The organism is Domibacillus indicus (genome assembly GCF_023715895.1).
Taxonomy (GTDB): Bacteria; Bacillota; Bacilli; order Bacillales; family Domibacillaceae; genus Domibacillus; species Domibacillus indicus_A.
The window spans coordinates 18,687-40,989 of record NZ_JAMBOO010000009.1 but is presented as its reverse complement, the minus strand read 5'-3'; the positions used below and the strand labels follow the sequence as shown (position 1 = coordinate 40,989).

Below are 22,303 nucleotides of genomic sequence, written 5' to 3'. Positions count from 1 at the left end.
TGTACGATTTGTTCGTGTGAAAAGTTTCAGTTCAGGGCAGAAAGAATTGTAAGATCGTCTCCGCCTGTTCCACTGACCACAACGTCTGCGGAGCCAGCGGGGTTTTGTTCACGCATATACACTTTCTCTGCCGGCATCCACAACTCCTCCCAAAGATGCCGTTTTTCCTCGCCGTCCCGCTCAATCCCACGCTCGAGCCGAAGTTCTTCCGGGCTTTCCACCCATATTTTAAAGTGATAGTAAGGCAGAAGAGGCTGAACCATTGTATAGCAGCCTTCTACAATCACAAATCCGCCTGCCGGCACATCGTGTGCTTCTGCAAGCTGGTCCGTTTCCCAGTCATATCGTTCATACCGGGCCGGCTTGTTTTGACTGAGCGGTTTTAACACCTGTTCTTCGAGCCGCTTTAAATCCCAGCCGCCTCCAATTTCGCTGCTTCGCCTGCTCGACAGCGCATAAAAATCATCCGCATGAACAATTACGGCTCCGCTGCCAAGTGATTGCTGTAAGGCGCGGGCGAGCGTGCTTTTTCCAGCACCGCCTCCGCCATCAATCGCAACCAGATAGGTGTGCTGTTCTTTCTTGCTAAATAAAGCGGTTAATCCATTGATATCCATAAAAAAACCCCTCCCCCTAGAAATTATACCTTATCTCTTGACGGAAAACCGTTTACCTTCTAAACTAAATGTAAGAAGTTTAGGGGGTAAACAATATGGAGAAACAGCTGCGTGAAGCGGTGGAATTGTTTGAGGAAGTGATCGTTTACGGAACCGAGCGAATCCTTAAGTCGATTGACGATCCGATTGTGCATGAATTTTCACCGGAACAAATTCAAATGATGAAAATTATCGAAAAGCATGGGCCCATTACATCAGGCAGCCTGGCGGTGATGCAGGGGGTGCATAAAAGTGCTATTTCCAATCGCATGAAAAAGCTGGAGGAAAAAGGACTGATCCAAATGGTGAGATCAGAAAGCGATCAGCGGACAAAATGGGTAGAGCTGACCGAGGAAGGCCGGGAATTTATTCGAAAAACGAGAGAATGTGTTTCAGACTTTATTTCTTCGCTCCTATCCAGTCATATTGATGAACAGGAAGTGGAGCAGTTTGTGAATATGTTCCGCAAGCTAAAAGAAATTATAAAGATAGGTGAGGATCATAGATGAGAAGGATCATTCAATGGCGCTGGCCGATTTTTGTCAGCCTGCTCGTTTTAACAGCAGCCCTGTTTTTACTGGCGCCTAATTTATCCAAGCAGGCCGAACAGGCGGGGTCATTCCAGCTGCCAGGTGACGCAGATTCACAGCGGGCAGCCGACCTGCTTGAGCAGGCAGGAGCTGGAGAAGAAACCATTTCGCTTGTTTTCCAGCTGGATCAGCCGCTTACGGAACAGGCACAGCAGTCCATTACCGAAAGTGTAGCATCCCTTGAGAAAATGGACGGTCCGATTACAGATGTAATGGATCCGTTTGAAAGTGAAGAAATAAAAAAGCAGCTTGTATCAAAGGATCAAAAAACCGTTCTTGTGCCAGTTACAGTGGATGGAACGCAGGATGAGATTAATCGTCTGGCCGATGAGATCCGCGCGGAAGTACTGCCGGATGATCTGACTGCATATGTAACGGGCGAAGCCATCATCAATAATGATGTCAATAAAAGCTCGCAGGAAGGGCTTAAGCGGACTGAGCTCATTACAGTTGGGTTGATTTTCGTTCTGCTTTTAGCTGTTTTCCGGTCGATTGTCACACCGCTTATTCCGCTTGCGGCTGTCGGCTTTACGTACCTGCTCAGCCAGTCACTTGTGGCATTTTTCATCGACTGGTTTGGGTTTCCTGTTTCAAACTACACTCAGATTTTTCTTGTCGCGGTGCTGTTCGGAATTGGAACAGATTACTGCATTTTGCTGCTCAGCCGGTACAAAGAAGAGCTGCAGGCAGGTCATTCGGTTGAAGACTCAATCGTGAATACGTACAAAACAGCCGGACGTACGCTTTTGGTCAGCGGCATTGCTGTTTTTATCGGCTTTTCGGCGATCGGCTTTGCGGATTTCCCGATTTTCAAGTCAGCAGTCGGCGTTGCCGTGGGGATTGCCGTGCTTATTGTTGTGCTGTTTACCCTTGTGCCGTTTTTTATGGCTGTTTTAAGAGAAAAGCTGTTTTGGCCGTCGAAGAAGTCTGCTTCCCATAACGACAGCAAGCTTTGGGCCTGGTTCAGCAAATTATCTGTTCGCCGTCCGCTTCTTTCTATGCTTGTTGTTGCCGTTATTACCGTACCGCTTCTGTTTACCTATGACGGCAAGCTTTCATTTAACACGGTAGATGAGATTGGCAGTAACTATGAATCTGTGAAAGGACTGGATGCGATTGCGGAAGGGTTTGGCAGCGGCGATTCACTTCCAGTTACCGTGCTCATAAGCGGGAAAGAAGATATGGCAACTGAAGAAACGGTTCCGTATCTTGAATCCATCAGTAAAGATATTTTAAAAGTCGATGGTGTAAAGTCGGTGCGGACCCTTACCCGGCCAACGGGTGAAGCACTTGATGAGCTATATGTAGATAACCAGCTGGGCACACTGACAGATGGTCTTGTGGATGCGAGAGACGGCCTGCTGCAAGTGCAGGATGGCCTTGCGGATATTCAAAACGGGTTAACACAGGCAGAGGGACAGATTCCATCCGGAAGTGAAGCTGCTTCTGGTGCAGAAGGGCTGCAGCAGGCAGCATCGGGCATCGGGCAGGTCAACGAACAGATCGGCCGTATTTCTGCCGGCATTGAGCAGTCAGGCAATGCAGAGCAGGCAGCTGCCCAGCTTGGAGCTGTGCAGCAGCAGCTTGGCAAAATCGGCCAGGGAATCAATGCAGCGGCAGGAGAACTTGAAGGAACTGCCGGTCAGGTCGGCCAACTTGGCGGAGGACTATCCCAGCTTGCCTCTGGAGTAGGGGATGCAAACGATGGGCTGACAGAGATTGCACAAGGTCTTACAAAAGCCGCTCAGACGACCCGGTCTATGAGCCAATCGAAAAGTGTCCACGATACCGGTATCTATATTCCTGATGGTACATTGGAAAGAAAAGAATTTAAAGATGTGCTCGACCGCTATACATTAAATGACGAAAAAACGATTAAACTGGAAGTAGTGCTGTCTGAAGACCCGTATTCTCCTCAAGCGATTGACAGCACAGAGGAAGTGAAGCGGGCTGTGAAACGGGCATCCATTGACACCCCGTTTGAGGGAGCAACATTTGCTTACAGCGGCATTTCCAGTGTAAATAGTGATTTAAAAGATATTTCATCGAACGATTTCAGCCGTACAGTAATCATTATGCTTGCCAGTTTGTTTATTGTTCTGACGCTGCTGTTCCGTTCGGTTATTATGCCGCTTTACATGATCGGTTCGCTGCTTTTAACATATTATACATCCGTTGCTGCAGCAGAATTAATTTTTGTAAATGGGCTTGGCTATGACGGCGTCAGCTGGGCCGTTCCGTTTTTCGGATTTGTGATGCTGGTGGCGCTCGGTATTGACTATTCGATTTTCCTCCTTGACCGTTTCCGGGAAGAAGCGCGGGATGGTGTCAGCGTTCAGCAGGCGATGTCTGTGTCCATGGCTAAAATGGGCACTGTGATTATTACGGCAGCGATTATTTTGGCCGGCACCTTTGGCGCGATGATGCCGTCTGGTGTGCTCAGCCTAGTTCAAATCGCGACAATCGTGATTACAGGACTTCTCCTGTATGGACTCATTGTTCTGCCGCTGCTCATTCCGGCGGTGACCGTCTCCTTTAACCAGGGAGTCTGGTGGCCATTCAAGCGAAAATAAAAAAGCTGCTCCGCTATGGCGGAGCAGCTTTTTGGCTTAATCAATAATAACGTGCTGAAAGTCTGTCATTTTTTTGTCACGGCGGAAGCTGTCAGCAGACATGCCGATCATTTTCTTAAATACCTTGCTGAAATAGTTCGCATTGTCATAGCCGGTTTGAAGAGCGATTTCATGAATGGTTTTGTTTGTGGTCGTTAATAGCTCCATCGCTTTTTGCATGCGGACTTTAGCCAAGTGCTGAATGGGTGTTGTGTTCATATATTTATGAAACTTGTTTGTAAAGTAATACTTGGAAAGCCCCGCATGATGGGCAATCTCATCAAGAGACAGCGGCTGGTCGTAATGGGAGGCCATAAATTGCAGGGCCGTCCGAATGTCATCCGGAACGCTTGCTTTTGGCTGGTCCAGTCCTTTGGCAAACCGGTATAGTCCCATAATAAAATCGTACGCACGGGCAGAAGACGTAAACGTGTCTTCAATACCTTCTTTCAGGGCAAATTGATAGATTTTCTGCAGCAAAAAAACAAGTGGAGAGGCGTCTTCGAGCTGAATAATCGGGCCGAGCTCGTTTGTTAACTGAGTCCAGCATTCTTTTACTTTCGTCCCTTCCAGTGTAATAAAGAGAAACTCCCATTCTGGACTTTCCGCCGGCAGGTAGTAACAATGGTCACTTGGAACCTCTAAGATAAAGGCTTGCCCCGGCCGGACCTCCATTGTCCGGTCTCCGATCTGGATTTCTCCCCAGCCCTTTACGGTATATTGAAAAATAAACGTATTATGGTCGTTCGGCCGCATGCGCCCGTCCCAATAGTAATCGGTGGAGGTGCGTTTTTCAAAGCCGATCGAAGCAATGCGGGCTGAATCTGTTAAAGGTTCCTTTGAATGGTGATAAACAAAACTATGGTGAGGATCATCTGGGAGTGAGAACAATATATTACCCCTTTTCCGATTTTATTTACCATTGTTCGAAAAATGAAAGCGTTATATTATTTGGTATAAGAAATACATTAATTAAAATTTACTAAAATTTCAACATGAACTTTTAATGGAGGCGGGCAAATGAAAAAAATTACGTTTATTGGCGCAGGAAGCACAATTTTTACGAAAAATGTGTTAGGTGACTGCATGATGTCCCCGGCACTTCAGGACTTTGAATTTGCACTGTTCGATATTGATGAAAATCGCCTGTCAGAGTCGGAAGTGTTGCTTAAGGCACTGAAGAATACGCTGAAGTCCAGTGTTACGATCAACACGTACACAGACCGGAAGGAAGCGCTGAAAGATGCCAAATATGTAATCAACGCTATTCAAGTTGGAGGCTATAAGCCAAGTACGGTCATTGATTTTGAAATCCCGAAAAAATATGGCTTGCGCCAGACGATCGCGGACACCATTGGTATTGGCGGCTTGTTCCGGGCGCTGCGCACCATCCCGGTTATGCTTGATATTGCAAAAGATATGGAAGAGGTATGCCCGGATGCATGGCTTCTAAACTACACCAATCCGATGGCTACATTAACAGGTGCTGTTTCCCGCTACACAAATGTAAAAATGGTTGGGCTTTGCCACAGCGTGCAGGTATGCACAAAAGACCTGCTGAAAGATCTCGGCATCCCGCATGAAAATATTGAAGAGCGCATCGCCGGCATTAACCATATGGCATGGCTTCTTGAAATTAAATCCAATGGCAAAGATTTGTACCCGGAAATTAAAAGAAGAGCAAAAGAAAAGCAGCAAACGAAGCATCATGACATGGTGCGGTATGAGCTTATGGATAAATTCGGCTTTTATGTGACAGAATCTTCTGAACATAACGCTGAATATCATCCGTTCTTTATTAAAGAAAAGTATCCAGAGTTGATTGACCGCTTCAATATCCCGCTTGATGAGTATCCACGCCGCTGCGAAGAACAGATCGAAAACTGGCTGAAAACAAAAGAAGAGCTGATGAATGACCAAAACTTAACCCATGAACGCTCTCACGAATATGGCTCGCGTATTATTGAAGCGATGGAAACGAACGAGCCATTTGTATTTGGAGGAAATGTGTTAAATACGGGCGGACTTATTTCAAACCTTCCGGAAAAAGCGGTAGTAGAAGTGCCGTGTATCGCCAATCGAAACGGTATTACTCCGGCTTATATGGGTGAACTGCCTGAACAGCTGGCGGCGCTGAACCGCTCTAACATTAATACGCAGCTGTTAACGATTGAAGCAGCGATTACAAAATCGACAGAAAAGATTTATCAGGCAGCCATGCTTGACCCGCACACAGCAGCAGAGCTGTCGATGGACGACATTATCAGCTTGTGTGATGACTTAATTGAAGCACATGGCGACATGCTGCCGGAATACCAATTATCTAAACAGCCGATCAGACAGTAAAACTGTCTGATTTTTCAAAAAACATTTTGTAAGCGCTTGTCATCCGTGATATGATCGTTTTGAAGAGTAAAATTTACTAAACGATCAGTGAGGGATGCCGCATGGTAACAATCAAAGATATTGCTAAACGGATAAATGTATCTCCTTCAACCGTATCGAGAGTGTTGAATCACGACGAAACACTTTCCGCTTCTCCGGAAACAAAACAAAAGATTTTTGACACAGCAAAAGAGCTGAATTACCGGACGGTTAAAAGCAGACGGCTGCAAAGCCAGGTACAGAAACAAGAAGGAACTAAAAACGAAACGTTTAACCTCGGTATGGTACTGGTGCAAACACAAGAGGAGGAAGCGAGTGACCCCTACTGGCTGTCTATCCGTGAAGGTATCGAAAAAGAATGTGCAGTCCGGGGAATCAGCTCATTAAAGCTGATCCGCCTTCAGCATATGGTAAAAGCAAGAGAGGAGCTGGCTGAACTTGACGGTCTGCTTGTCGTCGGCCGGATCGACTATCTGATTTTGCAAACGATTCGCGAATACAACCGCAATATAGTGCTCATTAATCAGCATACCTACGAAGATCAATACGATTCGATTATTTTTGATTATGAAAAAGCTGCCAGCCAGGCAATGGACCACCTGGCGGCGCAAGGATATAAACGAATTGGCTATATTGGCGGCACAGAACGAATTTCCGTCGAACAGGAGCAGTCATTAAAAAAAATTTATACGCCCGATGCGAGGAAAACGATTTATGAAAGCAAAATGAAGGAGCGTGGCTTGTATGACCCAAGCCTGCTATTTGTTAAAGAGTATTCCATTCAATCCGGCTACGATTTGATGAAAGAAGCCATTGGGCAGGGAAACGTGCCGGACGCTTTTTTCATTGCCAGTGATTCGATGGCCATTGGTGCGATGAGGGCGCTTCATGAAGACGGTATTCGGGTGCCGGATGATGTCGCGATTGTCAGCTTCAACGATATCAAAATGGCTCAATTCACATCTCCGCCATTGACCACCGTTAAAATACCGACCGAAGAAATGGGGCGGCTCGGTGTCCGAACAATGCTTGACCGGCTGGATGGCCGGGAAATGCCCATTAAAATTATGGTGCCAACAGGGCTGGTTGTCCGTGAAAGCTGCGGAGCACTGCGCCAGCAGGAACGATAATAATATTCAATAAAAATCGGAGGGAATTCCATGAAAAAACGAGTCACATTATCTGTTCTTTCTTTATCCGCCATGATGGCATTGTCGGCTTGCGGCAAGGACAGTGCAGAGAGCGGTGAAAATGGAGATCAAGTCAAACTGACAATGATGTCAGGAGCAACATCAAAAGCGGATCAGGCTATTTTTAAAGAAGTCGTTGCAGACTTTGAAAAAAAGCATCCGGAAATTGATATTGAAGATACCTACCCAGGTGACGGCTATGAAGATTTGGCACGCGTTAAAATGGCTGCAGATGACATGCCAGATCTTTTTGACACGCACGGCTGGGCGAAAAGCCGGTACGGGGAATATACAGAAGATTTAAGTGATATGGATTGGGCGAAAAACCTCGATGAAGCGATGAAGCCGATCCTGACCGATGATAAAGGAAAGCTCCACGCGTATCCGATCAACCAGGCATTGGATGGAATGTCTTACAATAAAACGCTGTTGGACAAGTATGGAATCGAGCCGCCGAAAACGTTCGATGAATTGATGGCGGCGCTTGAAGAAGTGAAAAAGAAAAGTAAAGGAGAAGTCGTACCATTCTGGCTCGGTGGCTCTGAGAAAAGCCAGTTCGGACAGTACTTTGATGAATTCGCCACAACTCTTCTCATTACAGATAAAGAAAACAGCCATGGTGAAGCATTGCTCGACGGATCATTTGACTGGTCCAACTATACGTATCTCCCTGAAAAGCTAAAAGAAATGAACGATAAGGGCTTATTGAACAAAGACGTACTGACCGCTCAAGTTACACAAGGACCTGAACTGATGGCGCAAAACAAAATTGCGTTCACAATGTTGAATGGATCAGTCGGGCGTGAAGTATCCCAATTAAATCCAGAAGTTCAAGTTGGGACAATTCCGGTGCCAGCCATTCATGAAGGCGACTCACCAAGCTGGATTGGCGGCGAACGGTTTACTCTTGCAGTTTCAAAAAATTCCGAACACAAAGAAGAAGCCAAGCAATTTATCGAATATCTCGCTCAGCCGGAAGTGGCTAAAAAGCTGGCAGAAGGCACCTCTCTTCCAGACGCGCTGACAAACGTAGATGCAGACAACTATTTTGCCGAGTTTTATAAACAGTACGAAGGCACGCAAATTCAGCCGTACTTCGACCGTGTCTATCTGCCAAGTGGCATGTGGGATCCAATGGGAGCAACTGGACAGGAACTGATCGCTGGAACAATGAATCCGAAGCAGGTATCTGGGAAAATGGAACAGGAATACAAGCGTCTAAGAGCAGAATAAGGGCTGGAACAGGGAGGCAGGCAGCTGCTTCTCTGGCCGACCGGCTCGTAAAGGAGATGGATAAAAATGGCCGCACTGACGAAAGCACCCGAAAAAACAAGCATGAAAACAAAAAGCGCCAAGTTGAAAAGAAGCCGCCGGGAATCGTCTCTTTGGTGGATGTATCTGCCCAGTGTCCTAATCGTTGTTTTGTTTATTGTATATCCGTTTATAGATGGAATCCGTATTTCCTTTACCAACTGGAACGGATTCTCGCAAACGTACGATTACATTGGGCTTGATCAATATAAGCGTATGTTCGCCGACCCTGACACATGGCTTGTTGTAAAAAACACATTGCTGTACGGCATAGGCAGTACGATTTTACAAAACATTGTCGGGCTGGGTTACGCTTTATTGCTCAATCACAATTTAAAAGTACGCTCTTTCACAAGAACGGTTATTTATCTGCCTGTTATTATCAGCCCGCTTATTATGGGCTACATCTGGTATTTCTTCTTTGCGTTTCAAGGAGGAGCATTAAATGATATTTTCCTTCTATTTGGAAAAGAGCCGATTAACGCGCTCGGCAACCCCGCTGTAAACCCGTATATTATTGTTTTTGTGAACACTTTCCAATTCGTCGGTATTGCCATGATTATCTATTTGGCAGGACTGCAAAGCATTTCAAAAGATTATTACGAAGCAGCGAACATCGACGGAGCAACTGGCTGGCAAAAGTTTAAAAACATTACGATTCCGCTTCTTATGCCGTCTATTACTATTAATATGGTACTGAATATTATTGGCGGATTAAAGCTGTTTGATGTAATCGTCGCTTTGACAAATGGCGGACCGGGGAATGCTTCCCAGTCGATGTCTACTTTTATGTACAATCTTTATTTTTCACGCCAGGATGCAGGCTATGCGGCGACCCAGGGGGTTTTAATGGCGGTTATTATTTTAGTCATCAGCATGGCGGCGCTCATCTACTTTAAACGAAAAGAGGTTGAAGCATAATGGAACACATATCTTCAAGAACAAAATGGCTGCTGACCGGGCTCGCTCTTGTCATTACGCTTTTTCACCTCGTCCCGTTTTATATACTGATCACCACATCGCTGAAAAAAGTGGGGGATTTTACGTCAAAATGGGCGTTTCCCACTTCCTTTGATACTGAAAATTTTGCGCTTGCCTGGGAGCAGGCAAATCTCGGCAACGCGTTTATCAACACGGCGATTATTACTATTTGCTCAGCCGTTTTATTGATCTTTTTTGGCTCAATGGCGGCGTATGCATTGGCACGCCGGACAACAAAGCTGAATAAATATGTGTACATGCTGTTTGTTGGAGTGATGGTAATTCCACCGCTAACAGCACTTGTACCCCTGTACCGGCTTGTTGTCGATGTCGGCTTGATGAACACCCACCTTGTTGCGATCTTAAATAACGTGGCAGCTTTTATGCCGCTGACGATTTTCCTTTATGCCGGCTTTATCCGTTCGACGATTCCGAAAGAATTGGAAGAAGCAGCGCGAATCGACGGAGCGAGTACACTTGGTGTTTTTTTCAGGGTTGTATTCCCGCTTTTAAAGCCCATTACAGCGACGGTGTTAATCATTTCCTCCGTTTATATTTGGAACGACTATCAATTTGCGATTTTCTTCCTGCAGGATTCGAGCGTGCAGACCTTAACGGTAGCCCTGGCTGGTTTCTTCGGACAAAACTCAAGCCAGTTGAATTTAGTAGCCGCCGCCGCCCTTATGGCTTCGCTGCCAATGGTGATTGTGTTCTTGTTCCTGCAGCGTTTCTTTATTGAAGGACTTGCAGCAGGCAGTGTAAAAGGATAATACAAACGGCCTTCTTATGAGAAGGCCGTTTAGTGTGTAGAAAAAGTCTTTCGCTTTTAAAAAAGAGCCGGTAAGTGAAGCCTGCCGGACTTCGCGTTCCCCGGGCAGTGCGGGAGCCTCCTCGGTTGCGCCTGCGGGGTCTCCCGACTCACTGTACTTCCAGCAGGAGTCTTCGTCCGGCGGGCTTCACTAAGTGGTATTGAAGATCCATAAGCAAGGAATGAATAGGCATTTTCTCTTTTTTAAACAGAAAAACACGACTTTATGAGCTCCATAGAATCTTGTCGCAAGCCACTTGGCGGCGGGAGGGCGGCGCAGATTCCTATGGGACTAGCGGGCAGCAGAGACCGATGGAGCCGCCAGGCGAAGCCGGGCTCAGCGCCTGCCCCATGGAAAGCGGAGCTGCCTGGACGCCGCCGATCCATCTCATTCATGTGCACGGTCATCCATATAATTTGTCTACAGTCTGAAAGGCCTTCTTATGAGAAGGCCTTTCTTTTTTTTGGACGAATCAGCGGGAAGCAGGCTCTTCGTTGACTGAATAAAACTACATACATCTTATTTTTCTTGTGATAATATATACGTATAAGTTATAGGGAAAAGAAACAAAACGGGGAGGTGATCGCTTGGCAACCAAACACAGTATCGTGAAACAAGCGATTCAATCGCGCATTTTGGATGGTACATTTTTGCCTCACCAAAAAATCAGTTCGGAAAGTGAGCTGATGAAGGAGTTTGGAGTCAGCCGCCATACGGTCAGGCTTGCAATAGGCGATCTTGTCAACAAAGGCTGGCTTTACCGGGAGCAGGGAGCAGGCACGTTCTGCGCTGACCGGCAGGCAAACGGTGCGGTTTTGGACCCGGCTGGACAGAAAAACATTGCCCTTATTACAACGTATATTTCAGATTATATTTTTCCGTCCATTATTCGAGGTGCGGAATCTGTATTAAGCGAGCAGGGCTATCATGTCACACTTTTCAGCACAAACAACAATCATCAAACAGAACGGGAGATTTTAGAGAAAATACTGTCCGGTTCATTTGATGGAGTGATTGTTGAACCAACCAAAAGTGCATTCAGCAATCCGAATATCAACTATTATTTAAATTTGGAACGGCAGAACATTCCCTATGTGATGATAAATGCCTACTATGATGAGCTTGAGCCTCTTTATGTCGCAGTGGATGACGAACGAGGCGGTTTTTTGCAGACAGAGTTTTTAATTAAGCAGGGTTACCGGAATATTGCCGGGTTTTTTAAAACCGACGATATCCAGGGGGTCAAACGGATGAAAGGCTTCCTGAAAGCACATCGGAAGCACCGGATTCCCATTGAACCGCAAAATATTATCACGTATTATACCGAGGAAAAAGAAAGCAAGCCGGCTCGGGAGCTGGAGCAGCTGCTCAAACAGCAGGGAGACAGGGCACTGGATTCTCTTGTATGCTACAATGACCAGCTGGCGCTCAGCCTGCTGAACCTTCTGCGTGAGAAAAAACTTCGTGTCCCGGACGATATCGCCATGGTTGGATACGATGACTCCTTTTTAGCGGATGTATCTGAAGTCAAGCTTACCACAGTTACACACCCAAAAAGTGATCTTGGCAGGGAAGCGGCTCGGCTCGTTTTAGAACTTGTTCAAGAGAGAAAAGGGTCAGCAGCACAAAGGGAACCAAAGCAGGAATCCATTTTATTTGAACCGGAGCTTCACATTCGGTCATCGGTTAAAATAGCAGAAGAAGCACATAAACAGTAACTTGTTTATGTGCTTTTTGTTTTTTCTGCAAGTTATTGAAAAATTATCATAATAGATATTGATTATGCGTACATATTGTACTATTATGAATCTTAAGAAGTTAATATATACGTACAAGTTGGAATGAGGAGGCTTATTATGCTGGATCAATTAAAACAGGAAGTGCTGGAAGCGAATTTATCTCTTCCGAAGCATGGACTCGTTACTTTTACTTGGGGTAATGTAAGCGGTTTCGACGAAAGGGAGCAGCTCGTTGTTATTAAACCGAGCGGCATTGCGTATGACCAGCTGACTGTAGAAGACATGGTTGTCGTAGATTTGGACGGAAATGTAGTGGAAGGGACGTTAAAGCCTTCATCAGATACAGCCACGCACTTGATTCTATACAAGCATTTTTCGGGAATTGGCGGCGTGGTTCATACTCACTCTCCCTGTGCTACAAGCTGGGCGCAGGCGGGCAGAGCCATTCCGGCGCTTGGAACTACACATGCTGATTATTACTATGGAGAAGTTCCCTGTACCCGCCCGCTGACAAGGGAGGAAATTGAACAGGCATATGAAGTGGAGACCGGTAATGTCATTATTGAAACTTTTACACACCTTGATCCAAAAGCGATGCCTGGTGTTCTCGTGTACGGACATGCGCCTTTTAACTGGGGAAAAACGCCGAGCGAAGCGGTTCATAATGCAGTTGTACTGGAAGAAGTGGCTAAGATGGGCTTGAATACGTTTCAGTTGAATCCGGACACTGAGCCGATTGACCAATTTTTGCTGGATAAGCACTATTTGCGGAAACACGGAGTTAACGCCTATTACGGGCAAAAAGGATAAACCGTTATGGCGTCGTTGATAAGGGCTTCGGGACCTGACTATAAATGAACCCTTCAGCACCCGGCAAAGTCTAATGAGGAATCGTACATTATCGATTAAAAGGAAGTGGCTGAATGATGAATAAGCTGGATCTAATAAAAGCTGATATCGCTAGCAGTCGAACAGCTTTAGGTATTGAGTTTGGTTCTACTCGCATCAAGGCCGTTTTGATTGACTCTAATCACTCGCCCATAGCTTCTGGAAGCTATGAATGGGAGAATCGTTTGGAAGAGGGAATATGGACATATTCTCTTGATGACATTTGGAAAGGTCTTCAAACAAGTTATCAAGAGATGGCAAATGAAGTGAAAGAAAAGTATGGAGTAATCCTTCAAAAGGTTGGCGCCATTGGCTTTAGTGCGATGATGCACGGCTATATGGCATTTAATAAAGACGGAGAGCTGCTGGTTCCATTCCGTACATGGAGGAACTCGATCACTGAACAGGCAGAAAAAGAATTAACAGCCCTTTTTAATTATAATATCCCGCAAAGATGGAGTATTGCTCATTTATATCAAGCGATTATAAACGGAGAAGAACATGTAGAAAATATTGATTTCTTCACAACATTAGCTGGCTATATCCATTGGAAACTGACCGGCCAAAAAGTTTTAGGGGTTGGAGATGCTTCTGGTATGTTTCCAATTGATGTGGAAACAAAGGATTACGATACAAGGATGATTCAAGCTTTTAATGATTTGATCATTCAAAAAAATTATCCATGGAAGTTGAAAGAGATTTTGCCGCAGGCGATGCAGGCGGGTGATGAAGCCGGGCAATTATCAGAAGATGGCGCCAAGCTATTAGACGTGAGTGGAAACCTTCAAGCTGGCATTCCGCTATGTCCTCCAGAAGGCGACGCAGGAACGGGTATGGTTGCAACCAACAGTGTTGCCCAGCGTACAGGAAATGTTTCAGCAGGAACGTCAGTATTTGCGATGATCGTGCTGGAAAAAGAATTGAAAAAGGTTTATCCAGAAATCGACCTCGTGACCACGCCTTCTGGAAGCTTAGTTGGTATGGTTCACGCGAATAATTGTTCCTCTGACATCAATGCCTGGATGAAGCTGTTCGAAGAGTTTTCAGAAGCCCTGGGTTATCAAGTAAATAAGGATAAACTGTTTGAAGTCTTGTTCAATAAGGCTCTTGAAGGGGATAAGGATTGCGGAGGACTACTGTCTTACGGTTATTATTCTGGTGAGAATATTACAGGAATGAGAGAAGGCCGGCCGTTATTCGTCCGTTCGCCAGAAAGTAATTTTAACCTTGCAAACTTTATGCGTGTACATTTATTTTCGGCACTTGGCACTTTGAAAATCGGAATGGATATTCTTTTACATGAAGAAAATATTGGGATCGACAAGATTTTGGGACATGGAGGTCTGTTTAAGACCAAAGGTGTTGGACAGAAGATCATGGCCGCAGCCATGAATGCGCCTGTATCTGTTATGGAAACTGCTGGTGAAGGCGGTGCTTGGGGAATTGCGCTGCTTGCATCTTTTACAGCTAATAAAGAAGAAAATGAATCATTAGAAGAGTATCTGGATAAAAAGGTATTTGGCGACAATGTCGGCGTGGAAGTAGAGGCAGACGAAGAAGATGTGGAAGGTTTTGAAGCCTTTATGGATCGTTATAAACAAGGACTTGCCATTGAGCAAGCAGCTATTGATCATTTACTCATTCAGAAGAAGGTGGAGCAGCTGGTTTAAAGAAAAAGTTTCTTAGGCCGGTCTTGAATGAATCAAATATATTGAATGCACCTGTTAGGGGCGAAAATAACTCAAGGGAGCGAGAAGTATGTTAGCAATAGATAAGAAAGAATTTTGGTTTGTTACAGGAAGCCAGCACTTGTACGGAGAAGAAGCGCTGCAAGAAGTTCAGAAAAATTCAGAGGAAGTCGTAAATGGACTAAATGGAGAGGCTGAGCTGTCTTACCCGATTGTTTTTAAAGAAGTACTGACAACATCCGGAGATATTCACCAGTTGATGCAACAGGCGAACAGCGATGAAAACTGTGCCGGCATCATTACCTGGATGCATACTTTTTCTCCGGCGAAAATGTGGATTGCTGGTTTGAAAGCGCTGCAAAAGCCGCTTCTTCATCTGCATACACAGTTTAACCGTGAGATCCCGTGGAGCAGCATTGATATGGACTTTATGAATCTAAACCAGGCGGCACACGGAGACCGTGAGTATGGATTTATCGGTACACGTATGCAAATTGGCCGCAAAGTCATTGTCGGCCACTGGCAGGATGAGTCAGTTAAGAAAAGCGTAAGCGACTGGATGAATATCGCCGCCGCGGTAACAGAGGGGCCGAATATCCGGGTTGCCCGCTTTGGTGACAATATGCGGAACGTAGCCGTTACGGATGGTGACAAAGTAGAAGCGCAAATTAAATTCGGCTGGGTCGTAGACTATTATGGCATTGGTGATCTTGTAGAAGAAATGAATAACGTCACACAGGACCAAATCGATTCTCTTTATGAAGAATACAAGCAGCAATATATATTTGAAGAAAGTGATGATATTTGCGCGGCGATCAAAGAACAGGCACGAATCGAGATTGGGCTTCGTTCGTTCTTGGAACGGGGAAATTATAACGCGTTCACAACAAACTTTGAAGATTTGCACGGCATGGAGCAGCTGCCAGGCCTTGCTGCACAGCGGCTGATGGCAGACGGCTACGGATTTGCCGGTGAAGGCGACTGGCGCACAGCCGCTCTGCTCCGCATGATGAAAATCGCGGCAGGCAACAAACAGACATCGTTTATGGAAGATTATACGTATCATTTAGAAGCCGGCAATGAAATGATTCTTGGCTCGCACATGCTTGAAGTGTGCCCGACTGTTGCCGCCTCGAAACCGCGTATTGTTGTGAATCCATTGTCCATTGGAGGCAAAGCAGACCCGGCCCGCCTTGTGTTTGATGGTATGAGCGGCCAGGCAGTTAACGCATCACTTATTGAGATGGGCGGGCGTTACCGGCTGATCGTCAATGTGGTAGACGCGGTTGAGTCACCGCAGCAAACGCCAAATCTGCCGGTTGCTAAAGTGCTGTGGAAGCCGCAGCCGTCTTTGAAAACAGCCACTGAATCCTGGATTTACGCAGGCGGAGCCCATCACACTGTTCTTTCATTCGCTGTCAGCGCTGAGCAGCTGTATGATTTTGCAGAAATGGCCGGCATTGAATGCATCATCATTGATAAGGACACAAAAACCTCCCAGCTTCGCAACGAGCTGAAGTGGGGAGAAGCAATCTGGAAGTAAACAAAAGGGAGAGGCTGTCTCATTCGTGGGCTGGCCTTTTTTCTCATAAGGAAAGGAATGGACATTATGACAGGCACCATTAATGGCATCAATATAAAAGAATTTACGCTGTCAAATAAAAATGGCATGACTGTGTCGTTTTTGGATTATGGCTGTATCATTACGAAAATCGTTGTGCCGGACCGGGAAGGAAAGCTGGAAAACGTTGTACTCGGCTATGAGAATGCAGATCGTTATGTTCAAAATCCGTGGTATTTGGGAGCGATAATTGGCCGGTTTGCCGGACGGATCGGCAGCGGATCGTTCGAGCTGGACGGAAAAACGTATACACTTGAACAAAACGATGGAAATAATCATCTGCATGGCGGCAAATCCGGTTTTGACAAAGTAGTTTGGAAATCGGAATGTATAGCAGGCGGTGTCCGGTTCACCCATGAAAGTCCTGATGGGGAAGGCGGGTATCCGGGGAATGTGAAAGCAGTGGTTACGTACACGCTGAATGATGAGAATGAATTTGCGATTCATTACGAAGCAGTTTCGGACCAGCCGACTCTTCTTAATATGACCAACCATACGTATTTTAATTTAAGCGGCGATTTAAAGCGGGATATTACCGACCACGTGCTCCAGCTCGACAGCGACCGGTATGGGGAGCTGAATAAGGAACTTCTGCCGACCGGCATGCTGCGGCCGGTTGAAGGCACGGCTTTTGACTTCCGCCGCGGCCAGCCGATTCGAGCCGGTGTAGAGTCAGGTGATCCGCAGAATAAGCTGGCGGGTGAAGGATATGATCATCCATTCTTGTTAAACGGGCAGGAGGATATCATCCTATCAGATGAGGGAAGCGGCCGTGTGCTGCGCATGAAAACGGATCAGAACTGTGTTGTTTTATATTCTGGCACGCAAATAACAGACGGAGAAAAACTGGATGGCGGAATTTCCCGAAAGTATGCAGGTCTTTGCCTTGAAACACAGGGACTGCCAGATTCTATTCACCAGCCGCACTTTCCGCAAAGCATTATCCGTGCAGGAGAAACGTATACAGCCCACACGATTTATCAATTTAGCATCCAATAATGTTAAAAAGCGGACGTTTCATGTGAAATGTCCGCTTTTTCTCAAATGCTTATAAATAGTAAAGTTTAAATACAATATCCTGGGCATGATTTCCGAATTTTTTTCCAAAAAGGGTAGCGCCTCCAACATGTTCGGCATCTTCCTTCACTTCGATTCGAAACGTCCATCTGTCACAGGTCGTATCCAAGTCTTCTACAGAAAGATCGGATAACGGATCGCCATCAATATATGTGCCGTGTTTGGTAATCCTGATTGTCTTCAACAGTCCATATTGATTGATGTTATGCGGCCACCAGTCGGGCGTGTATTTTCCTCGTGTATCCGCAAAATCGCCAGGGCTTACCCACGTGCCCAGCTCGATTCCATTCAGAGTAAATGTAATGTCTGAAGGCCAGACATCGTTAGAAAAAGGAAATTCCGAAGATAGTTCCAACGCAATCTCCAATTGCTGCAATGTTTCACCCGGTTTTAAAAAGTTGGCTGTATTGTATTGAACAAACCCTTGGGTAAACCAGAGAATTTCTGCATCCACCCGCTGCGGATCCATAAAATACTGCGGTTCATCCACCCGGCCGATAAATTCTTTTTCCGTTGCAAGCCCGCACGTCGGCTTTACATTGAAATCAGTGTAGTGGCCGATTGGAATGGAAGACTCATACGAAGCAAACGAGTGAAAGATCTTTTTCGGGAAGTTAATCTCAATATGATCAACTTTTAAGATGGAGATTTTTTGCTGACCGGATTTTCCGGGCACTTTTTCCGTTTTAATGATTCCTGCTTCTTCAAGCTTTTTAATATGTTTGGTGACGATCGGGCTGCTGATGCCGAGTTCCTCAGCCAGCTCTTTAATATTCATCTTATTCCGTGAAAGCAGCTGAATGATCTTTAAGCGGACTTCGCTTGCCAGCGCCTCATAAACAACGAGCGAAGAGCTGTCGATTTCTAATTGCATAAGCACTCCTTCTTTCTGTCGGAACTATGATTAACATAAACAATAACTTTATAATGATTAATTAAAACATAAAATAATTAAAAAGTTAATTATTTTTTTTATTTATATTTTTTTAGCTATATAATTAACATATTTATTAATCAAATAAAAATAATTAAATACATAATTTATTAATAAGTTATTGACAGCGTTTTCAACATGAAGCTATAATATGACTAAGTTAATTGATCAAAGGCCGAAAATCAATTGTCTAAACAGAAATGGGATGAATGAGGAGGAGAACATTTTGAAAAAAAGCTTTAGCCTTTCGTTGATCATTGTTTTTCTTGTAACAACCATTTTGGCGGGGTGCAGCGGCAGTGATAAAAACACCATCACATTTTGGACGCCGCTGACTGGAGAAGACGGTGCGTACATGGATGAGCTTGTTAAAGCCTATAACGAAACAGATCCAGAAATTAAAGTAAAACATGTTGTCACAGCGGATATGTACACAAAAATGTCTACTGTCTTGAATTCTGGCAAAGGTGTACCGGATCTATCCATTATTCATGCAGACCGTGTACCAGGCTTTGTTAAACAAGATGTATTAAAGCCGATGACCGATATTATCTCCTCAAAAGAAGGGTTAAAAGAAGAAAACTACCTGCTGCAGGCCTGGTCATCCGGCAACATCGATGGAACACAGTATACAGTACCACTCGATATCCACAGCAGCGCCATGTACTACAACAAAGATCTGCTTGAAAAATACAATGCGACAAGTTTTCTTGATGATAATGTCGTAACGATCGACGAAATGCTTTCTCTGCAAGGCAAGCTTGATAAAGGCGATTATGTTGTCAACGATGCACTTCTTGGCTGGGTAATCTTAGCGCAGATCCAAAACTTCAATGGAGACATTCAAGAAAACGGCAAACCGGCAGTTAATACAGATGTAATGAGAAAAGCGCTTGAATCTGTAAAAAGCTTGAATGATGCGGGAATCATGACGCCGTACGGGGAAGATGGATATTTAATGTTCCAATCCGGCAACGTATTATTCTCAACGGATGGAACGTGGAGCTCTACCGCTCACGCAGGTGTTGAAGGGTTGAACTTCGGCGTTACAAATGTGTACTCTCCTACTCCTGAGAAGTTTACAAACAGAGCATCTTCGCACTTGTTCGCGATGCTGAAAAATGAAGAAAGAACAGAAGAAAAAGAAAAAGGGATTGCCGACTTCCTTGATTTTATCCGCAAAAATTCAATTAAATGGGCGGAAGCCGGCCAGATTGTAGCGAGTAACGAAGTAAACCAAAGCCCAGAATACAAGAAATTTACGCAGTCTTTCTTTACATCAAATGAAAAAGAAACACAGTCGCTTCATATTTACACATATGAATATTATCCGTATGTGGCTGAAGCGGTAGACACTTATGCACCAGACATTGTCCGCGGTGAAACGGACATCGATAAAGGGCTGAAAACGATGCAAAAATTTGTTGAGGATAAGATTTCAGAAGGCGACAACGGAGCAGCAAAGTAGAAAGTAACAGGTGATGTGCCCGATTGCGGCACATCCCTTTTCTAAAAGGAGAACTGAAAGCCTATGAATAAAAAACTGAACGCAATCCCTCTTTTCTTTGTAGGTCCGCATGTGATTTTGTTTGCTGTTTTTATTTTCCTGCCGACTATTTACGGTATTTATGCTTCGTTTACTCAGTGGAATTTAATGAGTGATCCCGTATGGGTAGGGCTGGAGAATTACCGGACGATTCTCTTTGATCAAGAGTCGACCTTTCATGTTCAATTCACAAACGGCTTGAAAAATACCTTGATTTTCGTTCTTCTGAGCGTACCGCTGCTGATTGTTATTCCATTAATGATTGCTGTGGCGCTGGAACATAAAGCAGTAAAAATGAAAAGCCTGATCCAGTCCGTTATTTATATACCGGGTTTGATCTCTATTTCTGCTGCCGCTCTGATCTGGTCATTGATTTTTAATAAGCAGCTGGGCATCACCAATAATGTATTCGGTTCCGAAACGGTCTGGGCTGCAAACCAGCCGTATGCCTGGCTGATCATTATTGTTTTAACAGTATGGGGCGGTGTAGGTGGAAATATGATTATCTACCGTGCTTCGATTAACGGAGTATCAAAAGATTTATATGAATCAGCAGATATTGATGGTGCTGGACCGATTCGGAAATTTTTCAGCATTACACTGCCATCTATTCGTTTCCCGCTTATTTACACGTTCGTTATGACGACTGCCGGTGCTTTTAACGTTTTCGGCCAGCCGCTTATGATGACAGATGGAGGTCCGCATCAAAGTACAGCCGTGTTAATGATGTACATCCGCCAGCTGGCATTTGGGCATGGAGAGTCGATTGCAGGGATGGCTTCAGCGATGGCTGTTTTGTTGGGGCTGGTTATTTTGGTGATTTCCGCATTGCAATATTTTATCATGAACCGGAATGCGGCTTAAATGTTTGATCATGAGCTGGAACTACAGAATAGAAAGGCAGGGAAGCAAGATGTCAAAGCATGCAACGATTTCTAAAGAAATGGGAAGAAGCGCCGTTCGCATGAAGCCTGGAAAAATAAGCGTCTCCAAGTATTTAGCGTATTTGTTTTTAATCGCCGTTTGTGTGATCTGGGCCATTCCCGTTTTATTTGGGATTACTACATCGTTTCGTTCCCAGACAGAAGTGGTATCTACCGGATTCAGCCTGCTGCCGGTCAACTGGATCGTCGATAACTACGTAGCCGTTTTGCAAAATACATCCACGGCGCCGATCTTACGTTGGCTTTTAAACTCAATGTTTATTGCAACAATGCATACACTCCTGGTGATTGTTGTGATTTCCATTACCGGCTACGGCTATTCCCGTTTGAACTTTAAAGGAAGAGATACATTATTTTTCACTCTTCTCGGTATTTCCTTTTTTCCAGGCGTTGTCAATCTGATTCCTTCCTATAAGATTATTGATGCACTTGGATGGGTGAATACAGCCTGGGCCATGATCATCCCGGGTCTTGCAGGTATGGGAAATATCTTTCTTGTTCGACAGTTTATGAAAGGGATTCCAAAGGAGCTTGATGAATCAGCCCGGGTAGACGGCGCCAGTGAATTTAGAATTTACTACTCGATTATCCTTCCTTTGATTAAGCCAGTATTAATTGTTTGCGGACTGTTTTCGTTTACCGGGTCGTGGAATGATTTTCTCTGGCCGGTTATTGTGTATACCGATGTAGAAAAAATGCCTGTTACAGCTGGTCTTCTTTTGCTTCAGGACATTTACGGAAACTACCGGATGATCGGGCAGCTGATGAGCTCAGCGATATTAGCCATCATTCCGACGTTGCTTTTGTTTATATTCGCGCAAAAATATTTTGTTCAATCTATTAACTTGAATTCCGGCGTAAAAGGATAAGGATCAAAAATTTGGTTTAAAAGGTGAGGAACACGTATGAACAGAGGATTAGAAAGAAAGCTGCTGACAGCAGGCTCCCTGTGGAATGCATTGACAGCGATTGTAACGATTTTCGGCTATTCAACCTGGTTTAAAACAACAGGAGCGCAGGGGCTTCAAGGGGCTTCTGTTGAAAATGCAATGGCGGGCGCAACGTTACTGGACAATGTATCAAAAGTGATTGTGACGTTTGGTTTGTTTATTTTTGTCGGGGCTATTATCAATTTTTTGATTGCCAGAAGCATAAAAGACAACGCCATTCAGCCGAAAATCGTCGTTTGGATTGCTTGCTGGGGCATCTTGCAGCTGCTTGTGATGGATGTAGTCGGATTTGTCCTCTTTTTACTTGCGTTCATTGTTTACTCAGCCAAAAACAAAGCGATTAAACTGTCCCGGCAGGCTTACTAGAAAAGAACTGAACACG

Annotated in this window: 20 protein-coding genes; 17 read left to right on the top strand and 3 right to left on the bottom strand. The window is 45.0% G+C overall.

What is annotated here, in order from left to right; genetic code table 11:
- Positions 1-26: 26 nt before the first annotated feature.
- On the bottom strand, positions 27-617 hold the full coding sequence (locus M3221_RS14325; protein WP_251272431.1) for a uridine kinase family protein: 591 nt from the start codon (positions 615-617) through the stop codon (positions 27-29).
- Positions 618-712: 95 nt separating this feature from the next.
- Between M3221_RS14325 and M3221_RS14320 the strand changes: the two genes are divergently transcribed.
- Together M3221_RS14320 and M3221_RS14315 are read left to right on the top strand one after the other, a co-directional pair.
- A complete protein-coding gene (locus M3221_RS14320; protein ID WP_251272430.1) occupies positions 713-1,165 on the top strand; it encodes a MarR family winged helix-turn-helix transcriptional regulator in 453 nt (150 codons plus the stop codon).
- Positions 1,162-3,819: an MMPL family transporter gene (locus M3221_RS14315; protein ID WP_251272429.1), complete on the top strand. Its 2,658-nt coding sequence runs from the start codon at positions 1,162-1,164 to the stop codon at positions 3,817-3,819. The genes M3221_RS14320 and M3221_RS14315 overlap by 4 nt, the downstream gene beginning before the upstream one ends.
- Before the next feature lie 36 nt (positions 3,820-3,855).
- On the opposite strand, the gene M3221_RS14310 is transcribed toward M3221_RS14315, so the two are convergent.
- Positions 3,856-4,749 (bottom strand): AraC family transcriptional regulator, encoded by an 894-nt coding sequence (locus tag M3221_RS14310; protein WP_251272428.1) that lies wholly within the window; start codon positions 4,747-4,749, stop codon positions 3,856-3,858.
- 129 nt (positions 4,750-4,878) lie between these two features.
- Here M3221_RS14310 and melA point away from each other — a divergent pair, with 129 nt between their 5' ends.
- From melA to M3221_RS14255, 11 genes are all read left to right on the top strand, one after another.
- The gene (melA, locus tag M3221_RS14305; RefSeq protein ID WP_251272427.1) at positions 4,879-6,204 is read left to right on the top strand and encodes an alpha-glucosidase/alpha-galactosidase; all 1,326 of its coding nucleotides are present in this window, start codon (positions 4,879-4,881) and stop codon (positions 6,202-6,204) included.
- A 101-nt stretch (positions 6,205-6,305) separates the two neighbouring features.
- The gene (locus M3221_RS14300; RefSeq protein WP_251272426.1) at positions 6,306-7,373 is read left to right on the top strand and encodes a LacI family DNA-binding transcriptional regulator; all 1,068 of its coding nucleotides are present in this window, start codon (positions 6,306-6,308) and stop codon (positions 7,371-7,373) included.
- 30 nt (positions 7,374-7,403) lie between these two features.
- Positions 7,404-8,666 (top strand): ABC transporter substrate-binding protein, encoded by a 1,263-nt coding sequence (locus M3221_RS14295; protein WP_251272425.1) that lies wholly within the window; start codon positions 7,404-7,406, stop codon positions 8,664-8,666.
- 102 nt (positions 8,667-8,768) lie between these two features.
- Positions 8,769-9,665, top strand: coding sequence for a carbohydrate ABC transporter permease (locus M3221_RS14290; RefSeq protein WP_375164547.1), 897 nt, complete (start codon positions 8,769-8,771; stop codon positions 9,663-9,665).
- Entirely contained in the window at positions 9,665-10,495 is an 831-nt protein-coding gene (locus M3221_RS14285; protein ID WP_251272423.1) for a carbohydrate ABC transporter permease, read from the top strand. Before M3221_RS14290 ends, M3221_RS14285 begins: the two co-directional genes overlap by 1 nt.
- A gap of 281 nt (positions 10,496-10,776) precedes the next feature.
- Positions 10,777-10,965 (top strand): hypothetical protein, encoded by a 189-nt coding sequence (locus M3221_RS14280; protein ID WP_251272422.1) that lies wholly within the window; start codon positions 10,777-10,779, stop codon positions 10,963-10,965.
- A gap of 156 nt (positions 10,966-11,121) precedes the next feature.
- Positions 11,122-12,252 carry a GntR family transcriptional regulator gene (locus M3221_RS14275; RefSeq protein ID WP_251272421.1) on the top strand — a complete coding sequence of 377 codons (1,131 nt, stop codon included), beginning with the start codon at positions 11,122-11,124 and terminating at the stop codon, positions 12,250-12,252.
- 138 nt (positions 12,253-12,390) lie between these two features.
- Positions 12,391-13,083 carry an L-ribulose-5-phosphate 4-epimerase gene (gene araD / locus M3221_RS14270; protein ID WP_251272420.1) on the top strand — a complete coding sequence of 231 codons (693 nt, stop codon included), beginning with the start codon at positions 12,391-12,393 and terminating at the stop codon, positions 13,081-13,083.
- Between the two features lie 116 nt (positions 13,084-13,199).
- On the top strand, positions 13,200-14,831 hold the full coding sequence (locus M3221_RS14265; protein WP_251272521.1) for a xylulokinase: 1,632 nt from the start codon (positions 13,200-13,202) through the stop codon (positions 14,829-14,831).
- Between the two features lie 88 nt (positions 14,832-14,919).
- Positions 14,920-16,392: an L-arabinose isomerase gene (gene araA / locus M3221_RS14260; protein ID WP_251272419.1), complete on the top strand. Its 1,473-nt coding sequence runs from the start codon at positions 14,920-14,922 to the stop codon at positions 16,390-16,392.
- Positions 16,393-16,458: 66 nt separating this feature from the next.
- Positions 16,459-17,469 (top strand): aldose epimerase family protein, encoded by a 1,011-nt coding sequence (locus M3221_RS14255; protein ID WP_251272418.1) that lies wholly within the window; start codon positions 16,459-16,461, stop codon positions 17,467-17,469.
- A 49-nt stretch (positions 17,470-17,518) separates the two neighbouring features.
- Here the strand turns inward: M3221_RS14255 and M3221_RS14250 are convergent, their stop codons facing one another.
- A complete protein-coding gene (locus M3221_RS14250; protein WP_251272417.1) occupies positions 17,519-18,421 on the bottom strand; it encodes an ArsR/SmtB family transcription factor in 903 nt (300 codons plus the stop codon).
- Positions 18,422-18,704: 283 nt separating this feature from the next.
- Here M3221_RS14250 and M3221_RS14245 point away from each other — a divergent pair, with 283 nt between their 5' ends.
- From M3221_RS14245 to M3221_RS14230, 4 genes are all read left to right on the top strand, one after another.
- A complete protein-coding gene (locus tag M3221_RS14245) occupies positions 18,705-19,949 on the top strand; it encodes an extracellular solute-binding protein (RefSeq protein WP_396120286.1) in 1,245 nt (414 codons plus the stop codon).
- A 63-nt stretch (positions 19,950-20,012) separates the two neighbouring features.
- On the top strand, positions 20,013-20,891 hold the full coding sequence (locus M3221_RS14240; RefSeq protein ID WP_251272415.1) for a carbohydrate ABC transporter permease: 879 nt from the start codon (positions 20,013-20,015) through the stop codon (positions 20,889-20,891).
- Between the two features lie 79 nt (positions 20,892-20,970).
- Positions 20,971-21,840, top strand: a complete 870-nt coding sequence (locus tag M3221_RS14235) for a carbohydrate ABC transporter permease (protein WP_251272520.1) — start codon at positions 20,971-20,973, stop codon at positions 21,838-21,840.
- 36 nt (positions 21,841-21,876) lie between these two features.
- Positions 21,877-22,287 carry a hypothetical protein gene (locus M3221_RS14230; protein WP_251272414.1) on the top strand — a complete coding sequence of 137 codons (411 nt, stop codon included), beginning with the start codon at positions 21,877-21,879 and terminating at the stop codon, positions 22,285-22,287.
- Positions 22,288-22,303 lie beyond the last annotated feature (16 nt).

Coding starts and splice junctions, on each gene's coding strand:
- M3221_RS14285 (WP_251272423.1), top strand. CDS start 9,665: ATGGAACACATATCTTCAAGAACAAAATGGCTGCTGACCGGGCTCGCT.
- M3221_RS14315 (WP_251272429.1), top strand. CDS start 1,162: ATGAGAAGGATCATTCAATGGCGCTGGCCGATTTTTGTCAGCCTGCTC.
- M3221_RS14290 (WP_375164547.1), top strand. CDS start 8,769: ATGAAAACAAAAAGCGCCAAGTTGAAAAGAAGCCGCCGGGAATCGTCT.
- araD (WP_251272420.1), top strand. CDS start 12,391: ATGCTGGATCAATTAAAACAGGAAGTGCTGGAAGCGAATTTATCTCTT.
- M3221_RS14250 (WP_251272417.1), bottom strand. CDS start 18,421: ATGCAATTAGAAATCGACAGCTCTTCGCTCGTTGTTTATGAGGCGCTG.
- M3221_RS14320 (WP_251272430.1), top strand. CDS start 713: ATGGAGAAACAGCTGCGTGAAGCGGTGGAATTGTTTGAGGAAGTGATC.
- M3221_RS14265 (WP_251272521.1), top strand. CDS start 13,200: ATGAATAAGCTGGATCTAATAAAAGCTGATATCGCTAGCAGTCGAACA.
- araA (WP_251272419.1), top strand. CDS start 14,920: ATGTTAGCAATAGATAAGAAAGAATTTTGGTTTGTTACAGGAAGCCAG.
- M3221_RS14235 (WP_251272520.1), top strand. CDS start 20,971: ATGGGAAGAAGCGCCGTTCGCATGAAGCCTGGAAAAATAAGCGTCTCC.
- M3221_RS14325 (WP_251272431.1), bottom strand. CDS start 617: ATGGATATCAATGGATTAACCGCTTTATTTAGCAAGAAAGAACAGCAC.
- M3221_RS14255 (WP_251272418.1), top strand. CDS start 16,459: ATGACAGGCACCATTAATGGCATCAATATAAAAGAATTTACGCTGTCA.
- M3221_RS14300 (WP_251272426.1), top strand. CDS start 6,306: ATGGTAACAATCAAAGATATTGCTAAACGGATAAATGTATCTCCTTCA.
- M3221_RS14230 (WP_251272414.1), top strand. CDS start 21,877: ATGAACAGAGGATTAGAAAGAAAGCTGCTGACAGCAGGCTCCCTGTGG.
- M3221_RS14240 (WP_251272415.1), top strand. CDS start 20,013: ATGAATAAAAAACTGAACGCAATCCCTCTTTTCTTTGTAGGTCCGCAT.
- M3221_RS14295 (WP_251272425.1), top strand. CDS start 7,404: ATGAAAAAACGAGTCACATTATCTGTTCTTTCTTTATCCGCCATGATG.
- melA (WP_251272427.1), top strand. CDS start 4,879: ATGAAAAAAATTACGTTTATTGGCGCAGGAAGCACAATTTTTACGAAA.